Below are 16847 nucleotides of genomic sequence, written 5' to 3' on the forward strand. Positions count from 1 at the left end.
AAAAAATGAAAACAGTGAAAAGTTTAGTTCATATAGTTTTGCTTCTAATAGCAACTAATGCATTTACACAAGTAAGACTTCCAAAATTAATTAGTGATGGAATGGTTTTACAGCGAGATACGAAAATCAAAATTTGGGGTTGGGCTGCACCAAACGAAAAAATTGTTTTAGATTTTGTAAATAAAACATATAAAATTACCGCAAATAATAAAGGCGAATGGGAAATGCAATTACCAAGTCAAAAAGCTGGTGGACCATTTGTTATGAAAATAAAAGCAAGCAATACTATTGAAATCAAAGATATTCTAATGGGCGACGTTTGGCTTTGCTCAGGGCAATCGAATATGGCAATGACTGTCAATGAAGTGCGCAATTTGTATGAAAATGAGATTGCCAATTCCGAAAACAAGAACATTCGTACTTTTTTAGTTCCTCGTGAAGTTGATTTTATTGCAGCAAGAACCGATTTGAGTGGTGGCGAATGGAAACAAGCAAATCCAAAAAATGTAACTCAATTTTCGGCCACAGCTTATTTTTTTGCAAAAGAACTGTATGCCAAATATCAAATACCAATAGGATTAGTAAATGCAAGTTTAGGTAGTACTTATGCAGAATGTTGGATGAGTGAGGAAGCTTTAAAACCTTTTCCGAGCAGTTATAACGAAGTTCAATTAACAAAAAATCCTGATTATTTAAAATCAATTGAAAATAAAGAAAAAGAACTAGAAGCCAAATGGGACGCAACACTTCAAAAAAATGATGAGGGAAGTAAACCTAAAAACAACTGGATTTCAAATGCGACTAATACAAAAGATTGGATAGAAACAAAAGTACCAAGCTATTGGAATACAACATCTTTAGTTAAAATTAACGGTGCGGTTTGGTATAAAAAAGAAGTTGAAGTTTCAAAAAATATGGCTTCTCAAGTATTGGTTTTAGAACTCGGAAGCATTATGGGAATTGATTCTACCTACGTAAACGGAAAATTTGTAGGAAGTGAAAACGGCGGTAATAAAACTCGAAAATATAAACTACCAATCAATACCTTTATAGAAGGCAAAAATACCATCACAGTAAGAATCATCAATAAACGAAATAATGGTGGTTTTACGCCCGGTCTAAACTATGCAATAATCGGGAAAGACGAAAAAATTGATTTGTCAGGAATTTGGAAATACAAATTAGGCGCAAAATTAGACCAATTACCCGAAATTGTGAATTTCAAATTGAAACCAACAGGATTATACAATGCCATGATTGAACCCCTTAAAAAATATACCTTTATAGGAACAATCTGGTACCAAGGCGAAGCTAATGCCCGAAGACCTAAAGAATACGCTCAAGTTTTACCCGCACTCATCAACAATTGGAGAACACTTTTTAATCATCCTACGATGCCATTTTTGTTTGTTCAATTACCCAATTTTATGGTACCTCAAGAGCTACCATCAGAGAGCAATTGGGCTTTGTTACGAGAATCTCAGCTCAAAACTTTATTGGTTCCACATACAGGAATGGCGACTACGATTGATGTTGGCGAATGGAATGATATTCATCCCCATAAAAAGAAAGAAGTTGGAACCCGATTAGCATTCGTTGCTCAAAATCTAGTTTATAGTGATTCTAAAGTAATTTGTTCTGGACCAAAATATAAATCGATGCAAGTTGAAAAAGACAAAATCACCTTGTCGTTTTCTGCCTTTGGAAGTACATTGCAATTTAAAGGCGAAGGTACACACACTAATTTTGCAATTGCTGGCGAGGACAAGAAATTTGTTTGGGCTCAAGCCAAAATCCAAAATGGTAAAATTATAATATGGAGTAACGAAATACCGAATCCAGTTGCAGTTCGCTATGCTTGGGCAGACAATCCAGAAGGTAAAAAATTATATAATACCGAAGGCTTGCCAGCTTCACCATTTAGAACAGATACTTGGTAATAATTAAAATATTCAAATTAAAACAGTCGCATACAATATGAAATCTATCCACATTATGAAAAAAAATATAATTATTGCACTTTTTTTTAGCCTAGCTTTTCAAGCTAATGCTCAAGATAAAACAACAACGAGAGAAGTTCAATTGCTAGACACTGGATGGCGTTTCCTCAATAAAGAGATTCCAACGACAAATTTAAATCAAATAGATGATTCCTCTTGGCAAACCGTAACTGTGCCGCACGATTGGGCAATCACTGGCCCTTTTGATATGACAATCGATATGCAAGAAGTAAAAGTTATCGAAGATGGCGATAGAGGAGCAAAATTAAGAACCGGAAGAACAGGTGCATTACCTTGTTTTGGAATTGGTTGGTATCGCAAGGTGTTGCCAGTTTCAAAAACAGATGAAGGCAAGCGCATTTTTGTAGAATTTGATGGTGCAATGAGCCGTGCCAAAATCTATTTGAATGGGGTTTATCTAGGCGAATGGCCTTATGGATATTCTTCCTTTACTTTTGAATTGACAAAATACCTTCAGTTTGGAAAAGAAAATATTTTATCAGTACGTCTAGAAAATAAAGAAGAATCCTCCAGATGGTATCCAGGAGCAGGAATTTATAGAAATGTGAGATTGGTAAAAACTGCTCCAGTAAGAGTAGCGCATTGGGGAACTTACATCACAACTCCAGTGGTAACAGAAAAAAAAGGAGAGGTAACTATTAAAACAGAAATTGATGGTGATACAGCATTAAATTTGGTTACCGAAATTTATGATGCAAAAGGCAAAAAAGTAGGAACTGCGACTACGAATAAAAAAGCCGATGGAAATGCAACAATAGAACAAACAATTAAAATAAGCAACCCAAATTTATGGAGTGTTGATACTCCAAATTTATATACGGCAGTTTCAAAAATAGTTGTTGGTAAAACTCAAAAAGACGAATATAAAACGACCTTTGGTTTCAGAACCATAAGGTTTGACAAGGACAAAGGCTTTTTCCTGAATGGAAAATCTCTAAAATTTAAAGGCGTTTGTTTGCATCACGATTTAGGACCATTAGGAGCAGCGGTAAGTTATCGCGCTACCGAACGTCAATTAGTAATAATGAAAGAAATGGGAGTAAATGCCATTCGAACTTCACATAATCCACCGTCATTAGAATTACTAAAAATATGTGATAGTATTGGTCTTATGGTGCAAGTCGAAGCTTTTGACGAGTGGAAAAACGGTAAAAACACCAATGGATACGGTGAATTTTTTGACGAATGGGCCGAAAAAGATTTAACCGCAATGATAAAAAGAGATAGAAACCATCCCTCTGTGGTGATGTGGAGTATTGGAAACGAAATCAGGGAACAAACTATGCCAGTAGGTGCAAAAATAGCTCGTTTCTTGACCAAAATCAGTCACGATTTAGATCCTACTCGTCCCGTTTCGGCAGGATTTAATGTTCATAATGCAGCTATCAAAAATGGTTTAGCTGCAGAGGTTGACTTAGTTGGTTTTAACTACAAACCTCAGGATTATCTTAAAAAACACATTGAATTTCCCAATCTAACGATCTATGGAAGTGAAACCGCTTCAACAGTAAGTTCACGTGGTGTGTATAAATTTCCTGTTATAGAATCAAAAAAAGCTTGGCATACCGATTATCAATTATCTAGTTATGATTTAGAATCTTGCTCTTGGGCAACGACTCCAGATTTCGAGTTTCAATATCAAGACGATTTAGAATTTATTTCAGGTGAATTTGTTTGGACAGGATTTGATTACCTAGGAGAACCGTCACCTTACAACGAAGGAACTCCTGCAAAAAGCTCTTATTTTGGAATTGTAGATTTAGCTGGAATCCCAAAAGACCGTTATTATTTATACCAAAGCAAATGGAGTGACAAACCTGTATTTCACGTGCTTCCACATTGGACTTGGCCAGAACGACTCAACCAAAAAGTGCCGGTTTATTGCTATACTAATTATCCTAAAGCCGAATTATTTGTAAACGGAAAAAGTATGGGAATGAGACAAAAAAATAATTCTACAACCTACACTCGCTATCGATTGATGTGGGATGATGTGATTTACGAACCAGGAGAAATCAAAGTAGTAGCCTATGATAAGAATAATAAAGCGGTTGATGAAAAAATAATTAGAACTGCTGGCGAAACCTATTCAATCAAGCTAACTGCCGATAGAAATAAAATTAAAGCAGACGGAAAGGATTTGTCGTTTGTTACGATTGAAATACTAGATAAGAATGGAAATTTATGCCCAAAAGCCTCTAATTTATTATTTTTTGATGTAAAAGGCGCAGGTAAATTGAAAGCAATTTGTAACGGCGATCCAATAGATCAAACGGCATTTGTATCTAAATATATGCAAACCTTTAACGGAAAAATGGTGGCAATTGTAGAATCCGATATGCAATCAGGAGAAATAGTATTGAAAGTTTCTGGAGGATTATTAGTTCCACAAGAAGTGAAAATTACCACCGAAAATAGTTCAAAGTAAAAAACGTAGAGAAAAAAATGAATAAATCAATTGTAATAATCACACTTTTTTTTGCTGTTTTAATCACAGGATGTAAAGCTAAAAAAGGGATTCTAGTAAGTAATAAAAATACTTTTGTAGATACAGAAACACCTAAAAACGCTATACCGCTGTCACTTTTAGATTCAACATCAAAAAAAGAGGAAAACAAGAAGTGGAAACTCGTATTTTCAGATGAATTCAATGATAATGTAGTCGACACCACTAAATGGACCGTTGAAAAAACTCAAAAAAAACGTGTTGACATAATGCTTTATGCTGATGAGAACCAAGTGGAGGAAAAAGAGGGAAATGTTTATATTTACTACAGAAAATCTCAAATGAACGACACTACTTATATGGCTGGAAGGTTTAATTCTAAAGGTAAATATGCCCCAAGTTACGGATTTATGGAAAGCCGAATGCACTTAGTAAAACCCAATGGCTTTCAAATGGCTTTTTGGATGATGCCCGAAGGAAATGGAATGCGAAATTTAAATGAACCTGAAGGAACCGCTAACGATGGCGCTGAAATTGATATTGTAGAAGGCAATAAACTAGATGCGTATTCTCTTGGTCTACATTGGGATGGCTATGCAAAACCAGCTCACAAATCAAATGGGGCATTGGTAAAAATACCAAATATCCACGATACAGAATATCATATATTTGGTTTTGAATGGACTCCAAAGTATTTAAAATTTTATTACGATGGAAAAGTGGTAAGAGAAATGAAAGACCCAAAATTAATACCCCAAGTGGCCCATTTTCTTTATTTTTCTGGTAGTTGTTTTGGTAAAAGTGATTGGGTTGATGGCGATGTACGTAAAAATGAATTCATTCAAAATGGTGGTGTAGCAAAAGCCTATGTTGATTATGTGAGAGTATATCAAACAGAAGAAAATAAATAAATCAATAGCAATAAAAATAGGACTATGAAAGTAATAAATCAAATCATTTTTGGAGCTCTAACCCTATTATTTCTTAATTCCTGTGCTGAAAAAAAAACAGTTTCAGCGATAAAAGAGACTTCACCCAATGTTATTTTTATCATCGCTGACGATTTAGGTTATACAGATCTGGGTGTTTATGGAAGTAGTTTTTATGAAACACCAAATATTGACCAATTAGCAAACAACTCGGTACGATTTACAAATGGATATGCAAATTGTCCTGTATGTTCGCCATCACGTGCTAGTTTTCAAACTGGAAAATATCCTGTAAATACGGGTATTACGGATTGGATAAAAGGGCGAAAAGTAGATGTAGGCGCAACTCCCAACGACCGATGGGTTGTTCCTGACACCGAATATGATATGAAATTGAGCGAAATAACTATTGCCGAAGCCTTAAAAGGAAAAGGTTATAACACTGCATTTCTAGGAAAATGGCATCTCGGCGAAACCGAAGCGTTCTGGCCAGAAAACCAAGGATATGACGTAAACATTGGAGGTTGGAGTTCAGGTGGACCACAACATTCAAAAGGAAGTAATGGTTATTTCTCCCCTTATGGAAATCCGAGACTCAAAGATGGTCCAGTGGGAGAATATTTGCCCGAAAGATTAACTAATGAAGCCATTTCACTTTTAAAATCAAATACTGACAAACCGATTTTTATGTGTTTATCTTATTATTTAGTACATACAAAACTTCAAGCAAAAGAGGATGATACTGCTATTTTTAAACAAAAAAGAGAAAAATTAGGAATTACAGAAGACCAAGAGTTTGTAAAATCATTACCTTGGATGGAAACCGCATCTGGGAATTCAAAAAATTATCGTGAACGCATAAAACAAGGAAATCCAACTTATTCAGCCATGATAAAAGCTTTAGATGATAATGTTGGAAGACTTATCAATCATCTGAAACTAACAGGCACTTACGACAACACACTTATTGTTTTTATTTCTGATAACGGAGGATTATCTACAGCAGAAGGTTCCTCAACATCGAACCTGCCATTAGCAAAAGGAAAAGGATGGATCTATGAAGGCGGAATTAGAGTTCCATTGATCATAAAACCACCACAATCTAAAAAAGGAAATGTGATGAATATACCCGTTTCTGGAGTTGATATATTTCCAACTATTATGGGTTACGCCAATAATTCAACAACTATTTCAGTAATTGACGGGATGAATTTAAAACCATTAATAGAAGGTGCAAAAGAGCCAAAAGAACGTCCAATTTTCTGGCATTATCCGCATTATGCCAATCAAGGAGGAAACCCAGCAAGTGCCATCCGATTGGGAGATTTTAAATTAATTCACGATTTAGAATTAGATAAATACGAACTTTACAATCTAAAATCAGATGTTGGCGAAACTAAAAATTTGGTTGCAACATTACCTGAAAAAACAGCAGTACTAAAAAAATTACTGAATGAATGGCTTGCTAAAAGTTATACCAAAACACTAGAACCCAACCCAACTTGGAATCGTGGCGATTTCAAATAAACCATACTTTGTCCTGATTTATTTGTAACTTTCAAAAAAAAGAAGCGTCCCACATCTATTTTTTTATTAAATAATACGATTTGGTTTACACCAAAATTAAAAAACAGTGAATTATATAACTTTTTACTAAAGTTGTGTAAGTATTTCCTATAGAATTTCCTTGACTTTTACATTGTAAGTTTAAAAACAAAATAATTTGAAATTATACATCAAATATATGGTCAGCAACCGCTGCAAAATGGCAGTCAAAGAGGAATTAAGAAAACTCGGATTGCATTTCATTGTGGTTGATCTTGGCGAAGTGGACATAATGGAAAACATTACTGCAGTACAACGCGAAGTCCTCAAAGCTAATTTACTTCATTCAGGTCTTGAATTAATGGATGATAAAAGAGCAATGCTGATCGAAAAAATTAAAAATATAATTATACAAATGGTGCATCACACCGATGAAAACATCAAGGTCAATTTTTCGAATTATTTAAGCGAAAAAATGAATCACGATTACACCTATTTGTCTAATTTATTTTCAGAAGTACAAGGAACAACTATTGAACACTTCATTATTTCCCATAAAATTGAGCGAATCAAAGAATTAATTATATACGGAGAACACAATATTACCGAAATCGCATGGAAAATGGGCTACAGCAGTGTGGCGCATTTATCGAGTCAGTTCAAGAAGGTTACAGGACTTTCGCCTTCCCATTTTAAACAACTCAAAGACAAAAGACGAAGCCCTATTGAGGATCTATAAATCCAATACGAATTGGTGTAAACTTATTTTTACAAAAGCATTATGACATTCATATTAGAAAAAAAAACGAAACTCTTTTATATCATCTCAGCTCTACTGTTGATCACTGTTTTGGCAATTTTCTATGTCAACTCTAAAAAAGAATTAACTTCTACCAAAAAATTGATCCATACACAAGATATAATTAGCAAGAGTGATGAAGTACAATTAGATGCTCTTAATATTGAAACTGGATTTAGAGGGTTTTTATTGTCAGGCAACCCTATTTTTTTAAAACCTTATAAGGAATCTAAAAAAAAAATTAGGACAAATTTATTCGAGTTGATGTTACTTACAAAAGACAATTCAAATCAACAAATCAGAATCACTTTATTAAAAAAAATGATTTCGGATAGACTCACTTTTACAGAAAAATATATTACAACGAAGAATATTGTTTTATTGAATAATTCTGAAAAATCAGCCGTTATTATAGAAGGTAAAATTCTTAGTGATAAAATTAGAAATACAATTAGTTCCATCAAGAAGGAGGAATTTAGGACACTTAAGATTCGAAAAATTGAAAGTGAAAAAAACAATGAATTTTCAAAATTAGTATTTTTGCTATTACTGGTATTTCTTGGTGTCATTTTTATTCTTATCATACTTATCATAAAAAATCAGAAGGATAAGAATACTGAATTAATGACTCACACCGAGGATCAAAAATTAGCTTCACAGTATGCACTAAGTCTTATCGAAGCAAGTCTAGATCCATTAGTTACTATCAGTATCGAAGGCAAGATTATGGATATGAATCAGGCAACGGTAAATATTACAGGAATAGATCGAGAAAAACTTATTGGTTCTGATTTCTTTGATTATTTCACAGAACCACAAATGGCTCGTGAAGTATATCAAGAAGTTTTTGCCAAAGGTTCCGTAGCTGATTCTCCGCTGACTCTTCGTCACAAGGAAGGCAAATTAACAAATGTTTTGTTTAACGGCTCCGTTTATAAAGATGAAAGCGGCACTATTCTGGGAGTTGTAATTGTCGCCAGAGATATTGCCGAACAAAAATGGGCATTAGATTTACGAATGGCCAACAAAGAACTCGCTTTTCAGAATGAAGAGAAGGAAAATCGAGCAGCAGAATTAATCATTGCCAATGAAGAACTTGCTTTTCAAAACCAAGAAAAAGAAAATCGAGCTGCAGAATTAATCATCGCTAACGAAGAATTAGAATATCAAAATAAAGTTAAAGAAAAACGTGCCGCTGAATTAGTTATAGCAAACAAAGAACTTCTATTTCAAAACACAGAAAAGGCAAAAAGGGAAATTGAAACCAAAGAACTAGAAGCACTAAACTTTTCTTCAAAACTAGCTTCGCAATATTCTTTGAGTTTAATCGAAGCTAGCCTAGATCCTTTAGTTACCATAAATATTGAAGGTAAAATTATGGATATGAACCAAGCAACGGTAAATATTACAGGAATAGATCGTGAAAAACTCATAGGTTCAGATTTCTTTGATTATTTTACTCAACCACAAATGGCTCGCGAAGTCTATCAAGAAGTTTTTGCCAAAGGTTCAGTAGCCGATTCACCGCTCACGCTTCGCCATAAATACGGCAAATTGACCGATGTTTTATTCAACGGTTCGGTTTATAAAGATGAAAATCAAAATGTGATGGGAGTTGTAATTGTGGCCCGTGATGTTACAGATCAAAAAAGAATTGAAAAAGAATTGACCGAAGCAAAAGTGTTTGCTGAACTCGCAACAGCTATAGCAGAAGAAGCACAATCAAAAGCAGAAACTGCCACAAAAATTGCTGTAGATGCTGTAAAATCTAAACAACAATTTTTGTCGAATATGAGTCACGAGATTCGTACTCCGATGAATGCCATAATTGGATTTACAAAAGTAGTCTTGAAAACAGACTTATCGACAAAACAAAGAGAATATTTATCAGCCATAAAAATGAGTGGCGATGCCTTAATCGTTCTTATCAATGACATTCTTGATTTAGCAAAAGTAGATGCGGGAAAAATGATATTTGAACAAGTGCCCTTTAAATTACAGCAATCCATAAAAGCAATGTTGCACGTGTTTGAAACCAAAATTCAGGAAAAAAATCTGGAGTTGGTTACCCAATACGACGAAAACATCCCAGAAGTACTACTTGGTGATCCTGTACGTTTGCATCAAATTATTTTGAATCTGGTGAGTAATGCAGTAAAGTTTACAACCATTGGTACGATTACAGTAAGTGTACGCTTGTTGAAAGAAGATGAAGAAAAAGCAACAGTTGAGTTTGAAGTTTTGGATACCGGAATTGGAATTTCAGAAGAAAAATTAGGAGGCATTTTCGAAAACTTTCAACAAGCATCCAGTAATACCTCAAGATTATACGGAGGAACAGGATTAGGTCTTGCCATAGTAAAACAATTAGTAGAACCACAAGGCGGAATTATTACTGTAAAAAGCAAAGTAGGCGAAGGTTCTAGCTTTAGTTTTATTTTGGATTTTCCAAAAACTGATGCCGAAGCCGAAATTGATACCGCAATAATAGAATTGGATCCTGAAAATAAAAACATCAAAGTTCTGGTTGTCGAGGATATGGCGCTAAACCAGTTGTTGATGAAGACCTTATTAGATGATTTTGGATTTGAACGCGACATCGCCGAAAACGGTCAAATAGCCATCAAAAAACTACAAGCCAAATCGTATGATATTGTATTGATGGACTTGCAAATGCCCGTAATGAATGGGTTTGAAGCCACAGAATACATCAGGAAAACTATGAATTCGAAAATTCCTATCATCGCTCTAACTGCAGATGTAACCACTGTTGATGTCGCAAAATGCAAAGCCGTAGGAATGAATGACTATATCGCAAAACCAGTTGACGAACGATTGTTGTACAGTAAAATAATAGGATTGGTAAAAAAACCTACCCTTGACAAACTCAATAAACAACAATTAATTGATGCCGATGAAAATATAAAAGCAAAATGTATAGACTTGGATTATTTGTATCATCGCACTAAATCAAACCCACAATTAATGATGGAAATGATTTCACTTTATTTAGCACAAACGCCACCATTAATAATCGCAATGAAACAAAGTTTACTCGATAAAGATTATGTTTTATTGCACGCATCAATGCATAAAATAATACCTTCCTTCTCGATTATGGGAATCAGTTCAGAGTTTGAGGACATAGCCCGAAAATTACAAGAATATGCTGGTTCGCAACAACTCAAAGAAGAAATCGATGAAATGGCTTTGGAGTTAGAAGTTATTTGTGAGCAAGCTTGCGAAGAATTAGAAATAGAATATAACATAATTAAAAACACCTTATCGTGAAAGACGAAAACAAAATTAAAATTTTCTTGGTTGATGATGATGCCTTGTATCTAAAATCATTAGAAATAGAATTCCTGCAACACGCAGATTTCATCATAGAAACCTATGCAACTGGCGAACTTTGTATTGCAAATTTATCTCACAATCCTGATATCATTGTCTTGGATTACCATCTTGATGGTATTGACACAACAGCTATGAATGGACTAGAAACCTTAGATAAAATTAAGGCTAAAAATCAAGATATTCCGGTTATAATGCTGTCGTCACAGGACAAAATTGATGTTGCAATTAAATGTATGCATCATAGGGCTTTTGATTATGTGGTGAAAAGCGAAACTGCTTTTATGCGTTTACAAAAAATTATTACTACCATTTTTAGCTACAAAAAAATGGAAAAAGAATTGAGCTGGTATATGGACAGAATGTAATCATTCTGGTCTTATTCCACTTCATTTTTCAATCGATTACTATAGTCAAATGTTGCAATTTCAAATAGAAATTGCAACATTTTTTTTTAGAAATCATACTATTTTACTTTAGATTTTACTGACAAAACGAGCCAACTATTTGTCATTATAATGATAAAATAATACGCTATTATAGGATTTACTACTAAAAATTTATAAAGCAAATTTTGTGGTAAATGTGTGAATGATATAACTATTTTGAGAAATTGTGTAATAGATATTATGGTCCATTAAACCAACTTTGTATATTAATTAAACTAATTATTTATAACAACAACACTTTAAAATAGACATTATGAATATCAAAAGAATTTTTGGAGCATTGCTCACAATCTTAGGAATTGGTGGACTTATTTATACTGCTGTAGTATTTACCAACACTACGGGTAGCACTCACGATGTAAAAGAACTTATCATTTACGGTGTACTTGGCATGCTCTTTTTTGGTTCAGGCATTAGTCTTGTGCGTTCTACTATAGACGAATCGTAAAGTAAATTTTTGTTGTAGAACTATTTTAGGCTTTGCATAAAAAAATACTATGTGCTACTATCAAAAAAAATAAAAAATATGAATACAACGAATACATCGTTAATCAAAAAACTACTCCTACTCTTTCTTGTTTTTGCAGGACTGTATTATGCCAAAACTTTTTTGATGCCGTTGTTTATCGGGGGAATCTTGGCAACCCTTTTTCTTCCTTTTTGCAATTGGATGGAAAAAAAGAAAACTCCCAAGGGTTTGTCCGTTTTTATTTGTCTGTTATCATTGCTATCGCTCATTACAAGTGTTTTTGTACTTCTTGGTTGGAAAATTTATGCTCTTTTAGATGATTTTGTCTTAATAAAAAAAGTTTCAATTCAGACTTTTGAAGCAATTCAGATATACATTTATAACCATTTGGATTTAACCTATAAAGAGCAATCCCAAATACTTATGAATGAGCAACCATCCTATACTAACATTATGCAGATGTTGTTAGGATCACTTGCTTATTTCTTTACTAATCTTATTCTGATACTAGTTTATTTTCTTTTTCTGCTCTATTATAGAGTTCACATTAAAATATTTTTTTTGAAACAAACCATGGCTTCACAACGCAACGAAATGGAGCAGTTAATTGATAGTGCTGCTAATGTATCACAACAATACTTATTGGGAATTTCAAAAATGATTGTGCTTTTATGGATAATGTATGGCATTGGTTTTAGTGTTATTGGGGTCGAAAACGCACTTTTTTTCGCCATTCTTTGTGGTTTGCTCGAAATAGTTCCTTATGTAGGCAATATAACGGGAACCCTAATTACTGTTGTAGTTGCAGGATTACATGGAGCAAATTTATCAATGCTGGGTGGTATTGTTCTTGTTTATATTGCAATTCAAATGATTCAGGGTTGGATTTTAGAGCCGTTAATTCTAGGACCACAAGTCAAAATTAATCCATTATTTACCATTTTCGCGCTTGTTCTTGGCGAATTGCTTTGGGGAATTCCTGGTGTAGTTCTCGCCATTCCGGTTACGGCTATTATTAAAATTATGTGCGACCATATTGAAACTTTAAAACCGTATGGTTTTTTGATTGGCGAAACTGAATCAGAAAAAACAGAAAAAGGGTTGTTAAGAAGACTTAAAATGGATATTTTAAGTTCGAACAAAAAATAATCAGGAATAAAAAAAAAGATCCTATTTTCCTTTTTTGTGATACTTAAATAAAACCGTTTGGTGTAATTAATAAAAACAAGTTTAATAAAAAATTAAACACATAGATAATTTGAATATAAAGACATAGATAGCCCATTTTCTTCGCCCGTTCGCTATTGCTCGGGTAAATGAATTCAGTATGCTATGATTTTCTTAAAATAAGTGAAACGCCTTTTTAAATTTAAAAAATCTATGTTTCTAGCCTGCACTGAGCTTTGACGAAGTGTATTAAAAAAAAATTAATTATACCCAACAGGTTACTTAAATAAATAAAATTATGAATTTAAAATCTATTATTTTATCCACTTTTAAGAGCAATATCAAAAGCAATATTCTTTTTTTAGAGTTGGTATGTTTGATGTTTTTGGGATGCAAAGACAAAGAATTCGCTAAAACAAGCGTTTATAAAACCCAAAATTACACAGATTTAATCCTTGATGAAAAAGCTGTAAATGACTATTTCGAAGCATTCCCAGAAAGTGATACTATTATGAGTGAAGTCAATCAATTTTATGAAAGACGCGAATATCAATTTGCTTGGTTCAACAAAAAAGGGATGACGGCTTCGGTACCAATTTTCTACAACCAAATCCAGAATTACAGCGCTGATTTTAATGATACAAGTTTTAAAAACATTCCGTTAGACTCTTTGATTGGGCTAATTTCAAACGACAAAAAAACGTCATTGGTTAAAGAAAATCGTGTAAAAGAATTAGAATTGTTGCTAACCACCACCTTTTTTAAATACTCAAAAAAAGTGTACGAAGGGATTGCTAAAAACCCCGGTGAGTTAGACTGGTTTATTCCAAGAAAAAAGAAAAATTATCAAATTCTGCTCGATTCACTAGTGGATTTAAGTAAGGGAGAAAAAATTTCAGAACCTGTAAATCCATACTATAAAACTTTAAAAGAAAAATTAAGAGACTATCGTGAAATCTACAAAAAAGGAGGCTTTCCGGTTGTGGTCACCACAAAAAAAGAGTTGTCGGTTACAGAAACTGATTCTTGTATATTAGCTGTAAAACAACATTTATTTTTAAGTGGAGATTTGAAAAAGAATGACGGTTCAATTATTTTTACGGATGAATTGGCAAAAGCGGTAACCCATTTTCAGCATCGAATGGGTTTGATAGCAAACGGAAAAATAAACACCCAAACCTTGACTGAATTAAACAAACCAGTCGAATTTAGAATCAAACAAATGATGCTGAATTTAGAGCGATTGCGTTGGGTTCCCGTAAATATGGAAAATGAATTTTTGCTTGTCAATATCCCAGAATACAAGTTGCATATTATCGAAAAGGGTAAATTAATTTGGACTACGAATGTTGTAGTGGGAAAAGATGCAAAACAAACCACTATTTTCAAAGGAAATATATCCCGAATTATGCTAAATCCCTACTGGAATATACCCAACAGCATTATAAATAATGAAATTATCCCGCACATAAAAGAAAACTCAAATTATTTGGCAAACAATAATATGGAAGTACTTTCCGGTGATAAAGTCATAAATCCATCAACCATAAATTGGGGTAAATACAAAGGAAATGTTCCTTTTATCATTCGACAAAAACCTGGCCCAGATAATGCATTGGGCAAAATGAAGTTTTTATTTCCTAATAATTTCAATATTTATTTACACGACACACCTTCGAAAGGGTTGTTCAACGAGTCCAAACGGGCATTCAGTCACGGTTGCATCCGAGTAGAAAATCCTAATAAATTGCTGATGCATTTCCTCCGAAACGATGCGTCTTGGAATCAAGAAAGAGTAGCTACAATTTTAAAAACCAATAAGGAATTTGGCATTCCTATTAAGCCAACAATCCCTGTTTATATTGTTTATTTCACTTCTTGGGTGGATCATACAGGGCAATTGAATTTCAGGAATGACATCTATAATTTAGACAAGCAACTGTCCAATGAGATTTTTGGAGAATGATTTTTTTTTGGTTTTGGTTTGGTGGCTGTCTTTTTATGGCATTCACTTTTTTTTAAAATCAAAGCGAAACAAAAATGTAAGATTCAGACAGTGTGAATATTACAACTTTTATCAAAAGTTATGTAACATTATAAAGTTACGTTCTAGGTAGTTTTACATTAAATATTTGAACTTAATTGAATATTCTTAAACCGCAATTATTATGAAAAAAAATGTATTTAAAATTGGATTGGTATCAATGATTCTAATAGGAATAGTTTCTTGTAACAACAAAGAAAAAGAATTGGCCGATAAACGAATTGGAGAATTAGAAAGTTTTGTAGATTCATTAGAAACAATTTCAGCTTCAGAAAGAGAAGCCAACTGGGACAAAATATCCGAAGATTTTGAGAACAAAGAACTAAATGCAAATGACGCAACGATTAATCTTGATAAAGAAAATAAGTTAGCATCACAAGCAAAAATTGACGCTTCAACAACAAAATACAATGAATTTAATTTAAGTATAGAAGCAAATAAACTTGCAGCAATAGCCAAACCAAGTTCGTCCCAATTGTTGAGAGATCGATTGTTTGGAGCCGGAAAAATAGGCGCTGATATGAGCTTTACTTGGGTCAACAAAGATAATATTCTTAATGTTTATGATACTTTTTTTCAATCCTACAAAGACAATAAAAGTGATTTTTCAAGAGAAGATTATGATGAGATTAAATTAATGTACGAAGCACTGGACAGCAGAAAAAACACTGTAGAAAAAGAGGGTTTATCAGCATCAGACAACACTAAAATCGCATCCATTAAATTCAAATTTGCCCCAATGTTCAAAATGAACAGAATAGGAGCTAAAAGTAGAGAAACTGCCGCAGCTAAAGAATAATTTTGGTTATTAGTTCAAGGAAGGAATGGCAGTCAGAAATGGCTGTCATTTTTATGTTTATAAACTATCGAAAGAGAAATTCAAAGGTTTAATTACAATTATGGAGTTGAATAATTTGAACTCAGTGAATTATGCAACTAATTCCCGAAGTTATATAACAATTGCATCCTACTATTTTTAGAAGTTTACAGTATAGAAAATGAATAAAAATTAATGCATAAAAAAAAGAATCAATGTTGTTTAGTCAAGGGAAGAAGTCGCTCACCACAATTTAAATTTTGGTACTAACAAATGACATTGATTTTCTTTATACAATATATAAATTGGATAAAGAATTGAAAATCAAAATTCATCCCTAAAATAAATTCTAAAAATGAAAAGAATATACAGCTACACCGAGAAAATTTTTGAACGTATTGCATCAATAACTACTTCAATTTTAGGGAATTCGATTACCTTTATTTTGGCTTTTTGCTTGGTCATTTTCTGGTGGATTAACAATTTATTTACCACACGTGATCTTCACCAAATTATTGGAGATTTAATTTTTGGAACAACTTTTTTAAGTTTGTTCATTATCCAAAAATCATTCAACAGGTTTTCAGGTTCTTTACATTTAAAAGTTAATGAGTTGGTTTCATCTCACGAACCAGCCAATAACTCTGTCATTAATGCCGAAGAAAAAACAGAACGAGAAATAACGGAACTTTCAAAAGAATATGCAGAACTAGCAGAACAAGTCAAAGCGCTTGAGGATCAAAACTCCTTAAATTAGTTTCATTCAACTCTGTTTAATAGCGTAAATAAATTAGAAAAAAATTCTAA

Annotated in this window: 12 protein-coding genes; all 12 read left to right on the top strand. The window is 33.2% G+C overall.

Annotated features, from left to right (window positions below; translation table 11 throughout):
• Nucleotides 1-5 precede the first annotated feature (5 nt).
• The gene (locus RMO53_RS05740) at nt 6-1940 is read left to right on the top strand and encodes a sialate O-acetylesterase (protein ID WP_310378863.1); all 1935 of its coding nucleotides are present in this window, start codon (nt 6-8) and stop codon (nt 1938-1940) included.
• 55 nt (nt 1941-1995) lie between these two features.
• A complete protein-coding gene (gene galB / locus RMO53_RS05745; protein WP_310378865.1) occupies nt 1996-4449 on the top strand; it encodes a beta-galactosidase GalB in 2454 nt (817 codons plus the stop codon).
• Nucleotides 4450-4466: 17 nt separating this feature from the next.
• On the top strand, nt 4467-5378 hold the full coding sequence (locus tag RMO53_RS05750; protein WP_310378867.1) for a family 16 glycosylhydrolase: 912 nt from the start codon (nt 4467-4469) through the stop codon (nt 5376-5378).
• A gap of 24 nt (nt 5379-5402) precedes the next feature.
• Entirely contained in the window at nt 5403-6923 is a 1521-nt protein-coding gene (locus RMO53_RS05755) for a sulfatase (protein WP_310378870.1), read from the top strand.
• Between the two features lie 217 nt (nt 6924-7140).
• On the top strand, nt 7141-7680 hold the full coding sequence (locus tag RMO53_RS05760; RefSeq protein WP_310379016.1) for an AraC family transcriptional regulator: 540 nt from the start codon (nt 7141-7143) through the stop codon (nt 7678-7680).
• A 42-nt stretch (nt 7681-7722) separates the two neighbouring features.
• Nucleotides 7723-11031 (top strand): PAS domain S-box protein, encoded by a 3309-nt coding sequence (locus RMO53_RS05765; protein WP_310378871.1) that lies wholly within the window; start codon nt 7723-7725, stop codon nt 11029-11031.
• Nucleotides 11028-11462, top strand: coding sequence for a response regulator (locus tag RMO53_RS05770; RefSeq protein WP_310378873.1), 435 nt, complete (start codon nt 11028-11030; stop codon nt 11460-11462). Before RMO53_RS05765 ends, RMO53_RS05770 begins: the two co-directional genes overlap by 4 nt.
• A gap of 334 nt (nt 11463-11796) precedes the next feature.
• Nucleotides 11797-11991 carry a hypothetical protein gene (locus RMO53_RS05775; protein ID WP_310378875.1) on the top strand — a complete coding sequence of 65 codons (195 nt, stop codon included), beginning with the start codon at nt 11797-11799 and terminating at the stop codon, nt 11989-11991.
• A 78-nt stretch (nt 11992-12069) separates the two neighbouring features.
• Nucleotides 12070-13161 carry an AI-2E family transporter gene (locus tag RMO53_RS05780; protein WP_310378876.1) on the top strand — a complete coding sequence of 364 codons (1092 nt, stop codon included), beginning with the start codon at nt 12070-12072 and terminating at the stop codon, nt 13159-13161.
• 316 nt (nt 13162-13477) lie between these two features.
• On the top strand, nt 13478-15145 hold the full coding sequence (locus tag RMO53_RS05785) for a L,D-transpeptidase family protein (RefSeq protein WP_310378877.1): 1668 nt from the start codon (nt 13478-13480) through the stop codon (nt 15143-15145).
• Nucleotides 15146-15347: 202 nt separating this feature from the next.
• Nucleotides 15348-16022 carry a hypothetical protein gene (locus tag RMO53_RS05790; RefSeq protein WP_310378879.1) on the top strand — a complete coding sequence of 225 codons (675 nt, stop codon included), beginning with the start codon at nt 15348-15350 and terminating at the stop codon, nt 16020-16022.
• Between the two features lie 373 nt (nt 16023-16395).
• A complete protein-coding gene (locus RMO53_RS05795; protein WP_310378880.1) occupies nt 16396-16797 on the top strand; it encodes a low affinity iron permease family protein in 402 nt (133 codons plus the stop codon).
• Nucleotides 16798-16847 lie beyond the last annotated feature (50 nt).

This window comes from Flavobacterium sp. (genome assembly GCF_031409475.1).
Lineage (GTDB): Bacteria > Bacteroidota > Bacteroidia > Flavobacteriales > Flavobacteriaceae > Flavobacterium.

Bases quoted from the DNA above. Each gene is read 5' to 3' on its own strand.
- galB (WP_310378865.1), top strand. From the start codon at position 1,996: ATGAAAAAAAATATAATTATTGCACTTTTTTTTAGCCTAGCTTTTCAA.
- RMO53_RS05750 (WP_310378867.1), top strand. From the start codon at position 4,467: ATGAATAAATCAATTGTAATAATCACACTTTTTTTTGCTGTTTTAATC.
- RMO53_RS05775 (WP_310378875.1), top strand. From the start codon at position 11,797: ATGAATATCAAAAGAATTTTTGGAGCATTGCTCACAATCTTAGGAATT.
- RMO53_RS05760 (WP_310379016.1), top strand. From the start codon at position 7,141: ATGGTCAGCAACCGCTGCAAAATGGCAGTCAAAGAGGAATTAAGAAAA.
- RMO53_RS05785 (WP_310378877.1), top strand. From the start codon at position 13,478: ATGAATTTAAAATCTATTATTTTATCCACTTTTAAGAGCAATATCAAA.
- RMO53_RS05765 (WP_310378871.1), top strand. From the start codon at position 7,723: ATGACATTCATATTAGAAAAAAAAACGAAACTCTTTTATATCATCTCA.
- RMO53_RS05780 (WP_310378876.1), top strand. From the start codon at position 12,070: ATGAATACAACGAATACATCGTTAATCAAAAAACTACTCCTACTCTTT.
- RMO53_RS05740 (WP_310378863.1), top strand. From the start codon at position 6: ATGAAAACAGTGAAAAGTTTAGTTCATATAGTTTTGCTTCTAATAGCA.
- RMO53_RS05795 (WP_310378880.1), top strand. From the start codon at position 16,396: ATGAAAAGAATATACAGCTACACCGAGAAAATTTTTGAACGTATTGCA.
- RMO53_RS05755 (WP_310378870.1), top strand. From the start codon at position 5,403: ATGAAAGTAATAAATCAAATCATTTTTGGAGCTCTAACCCTATTATTT.
- RMO53_RS05790 (WP_310378879.1), top strand. From the start codon at position 15,348: ATGAAAAAAAATGTATTTAAAATTGGATTGGTATCAATGATTCTAATA.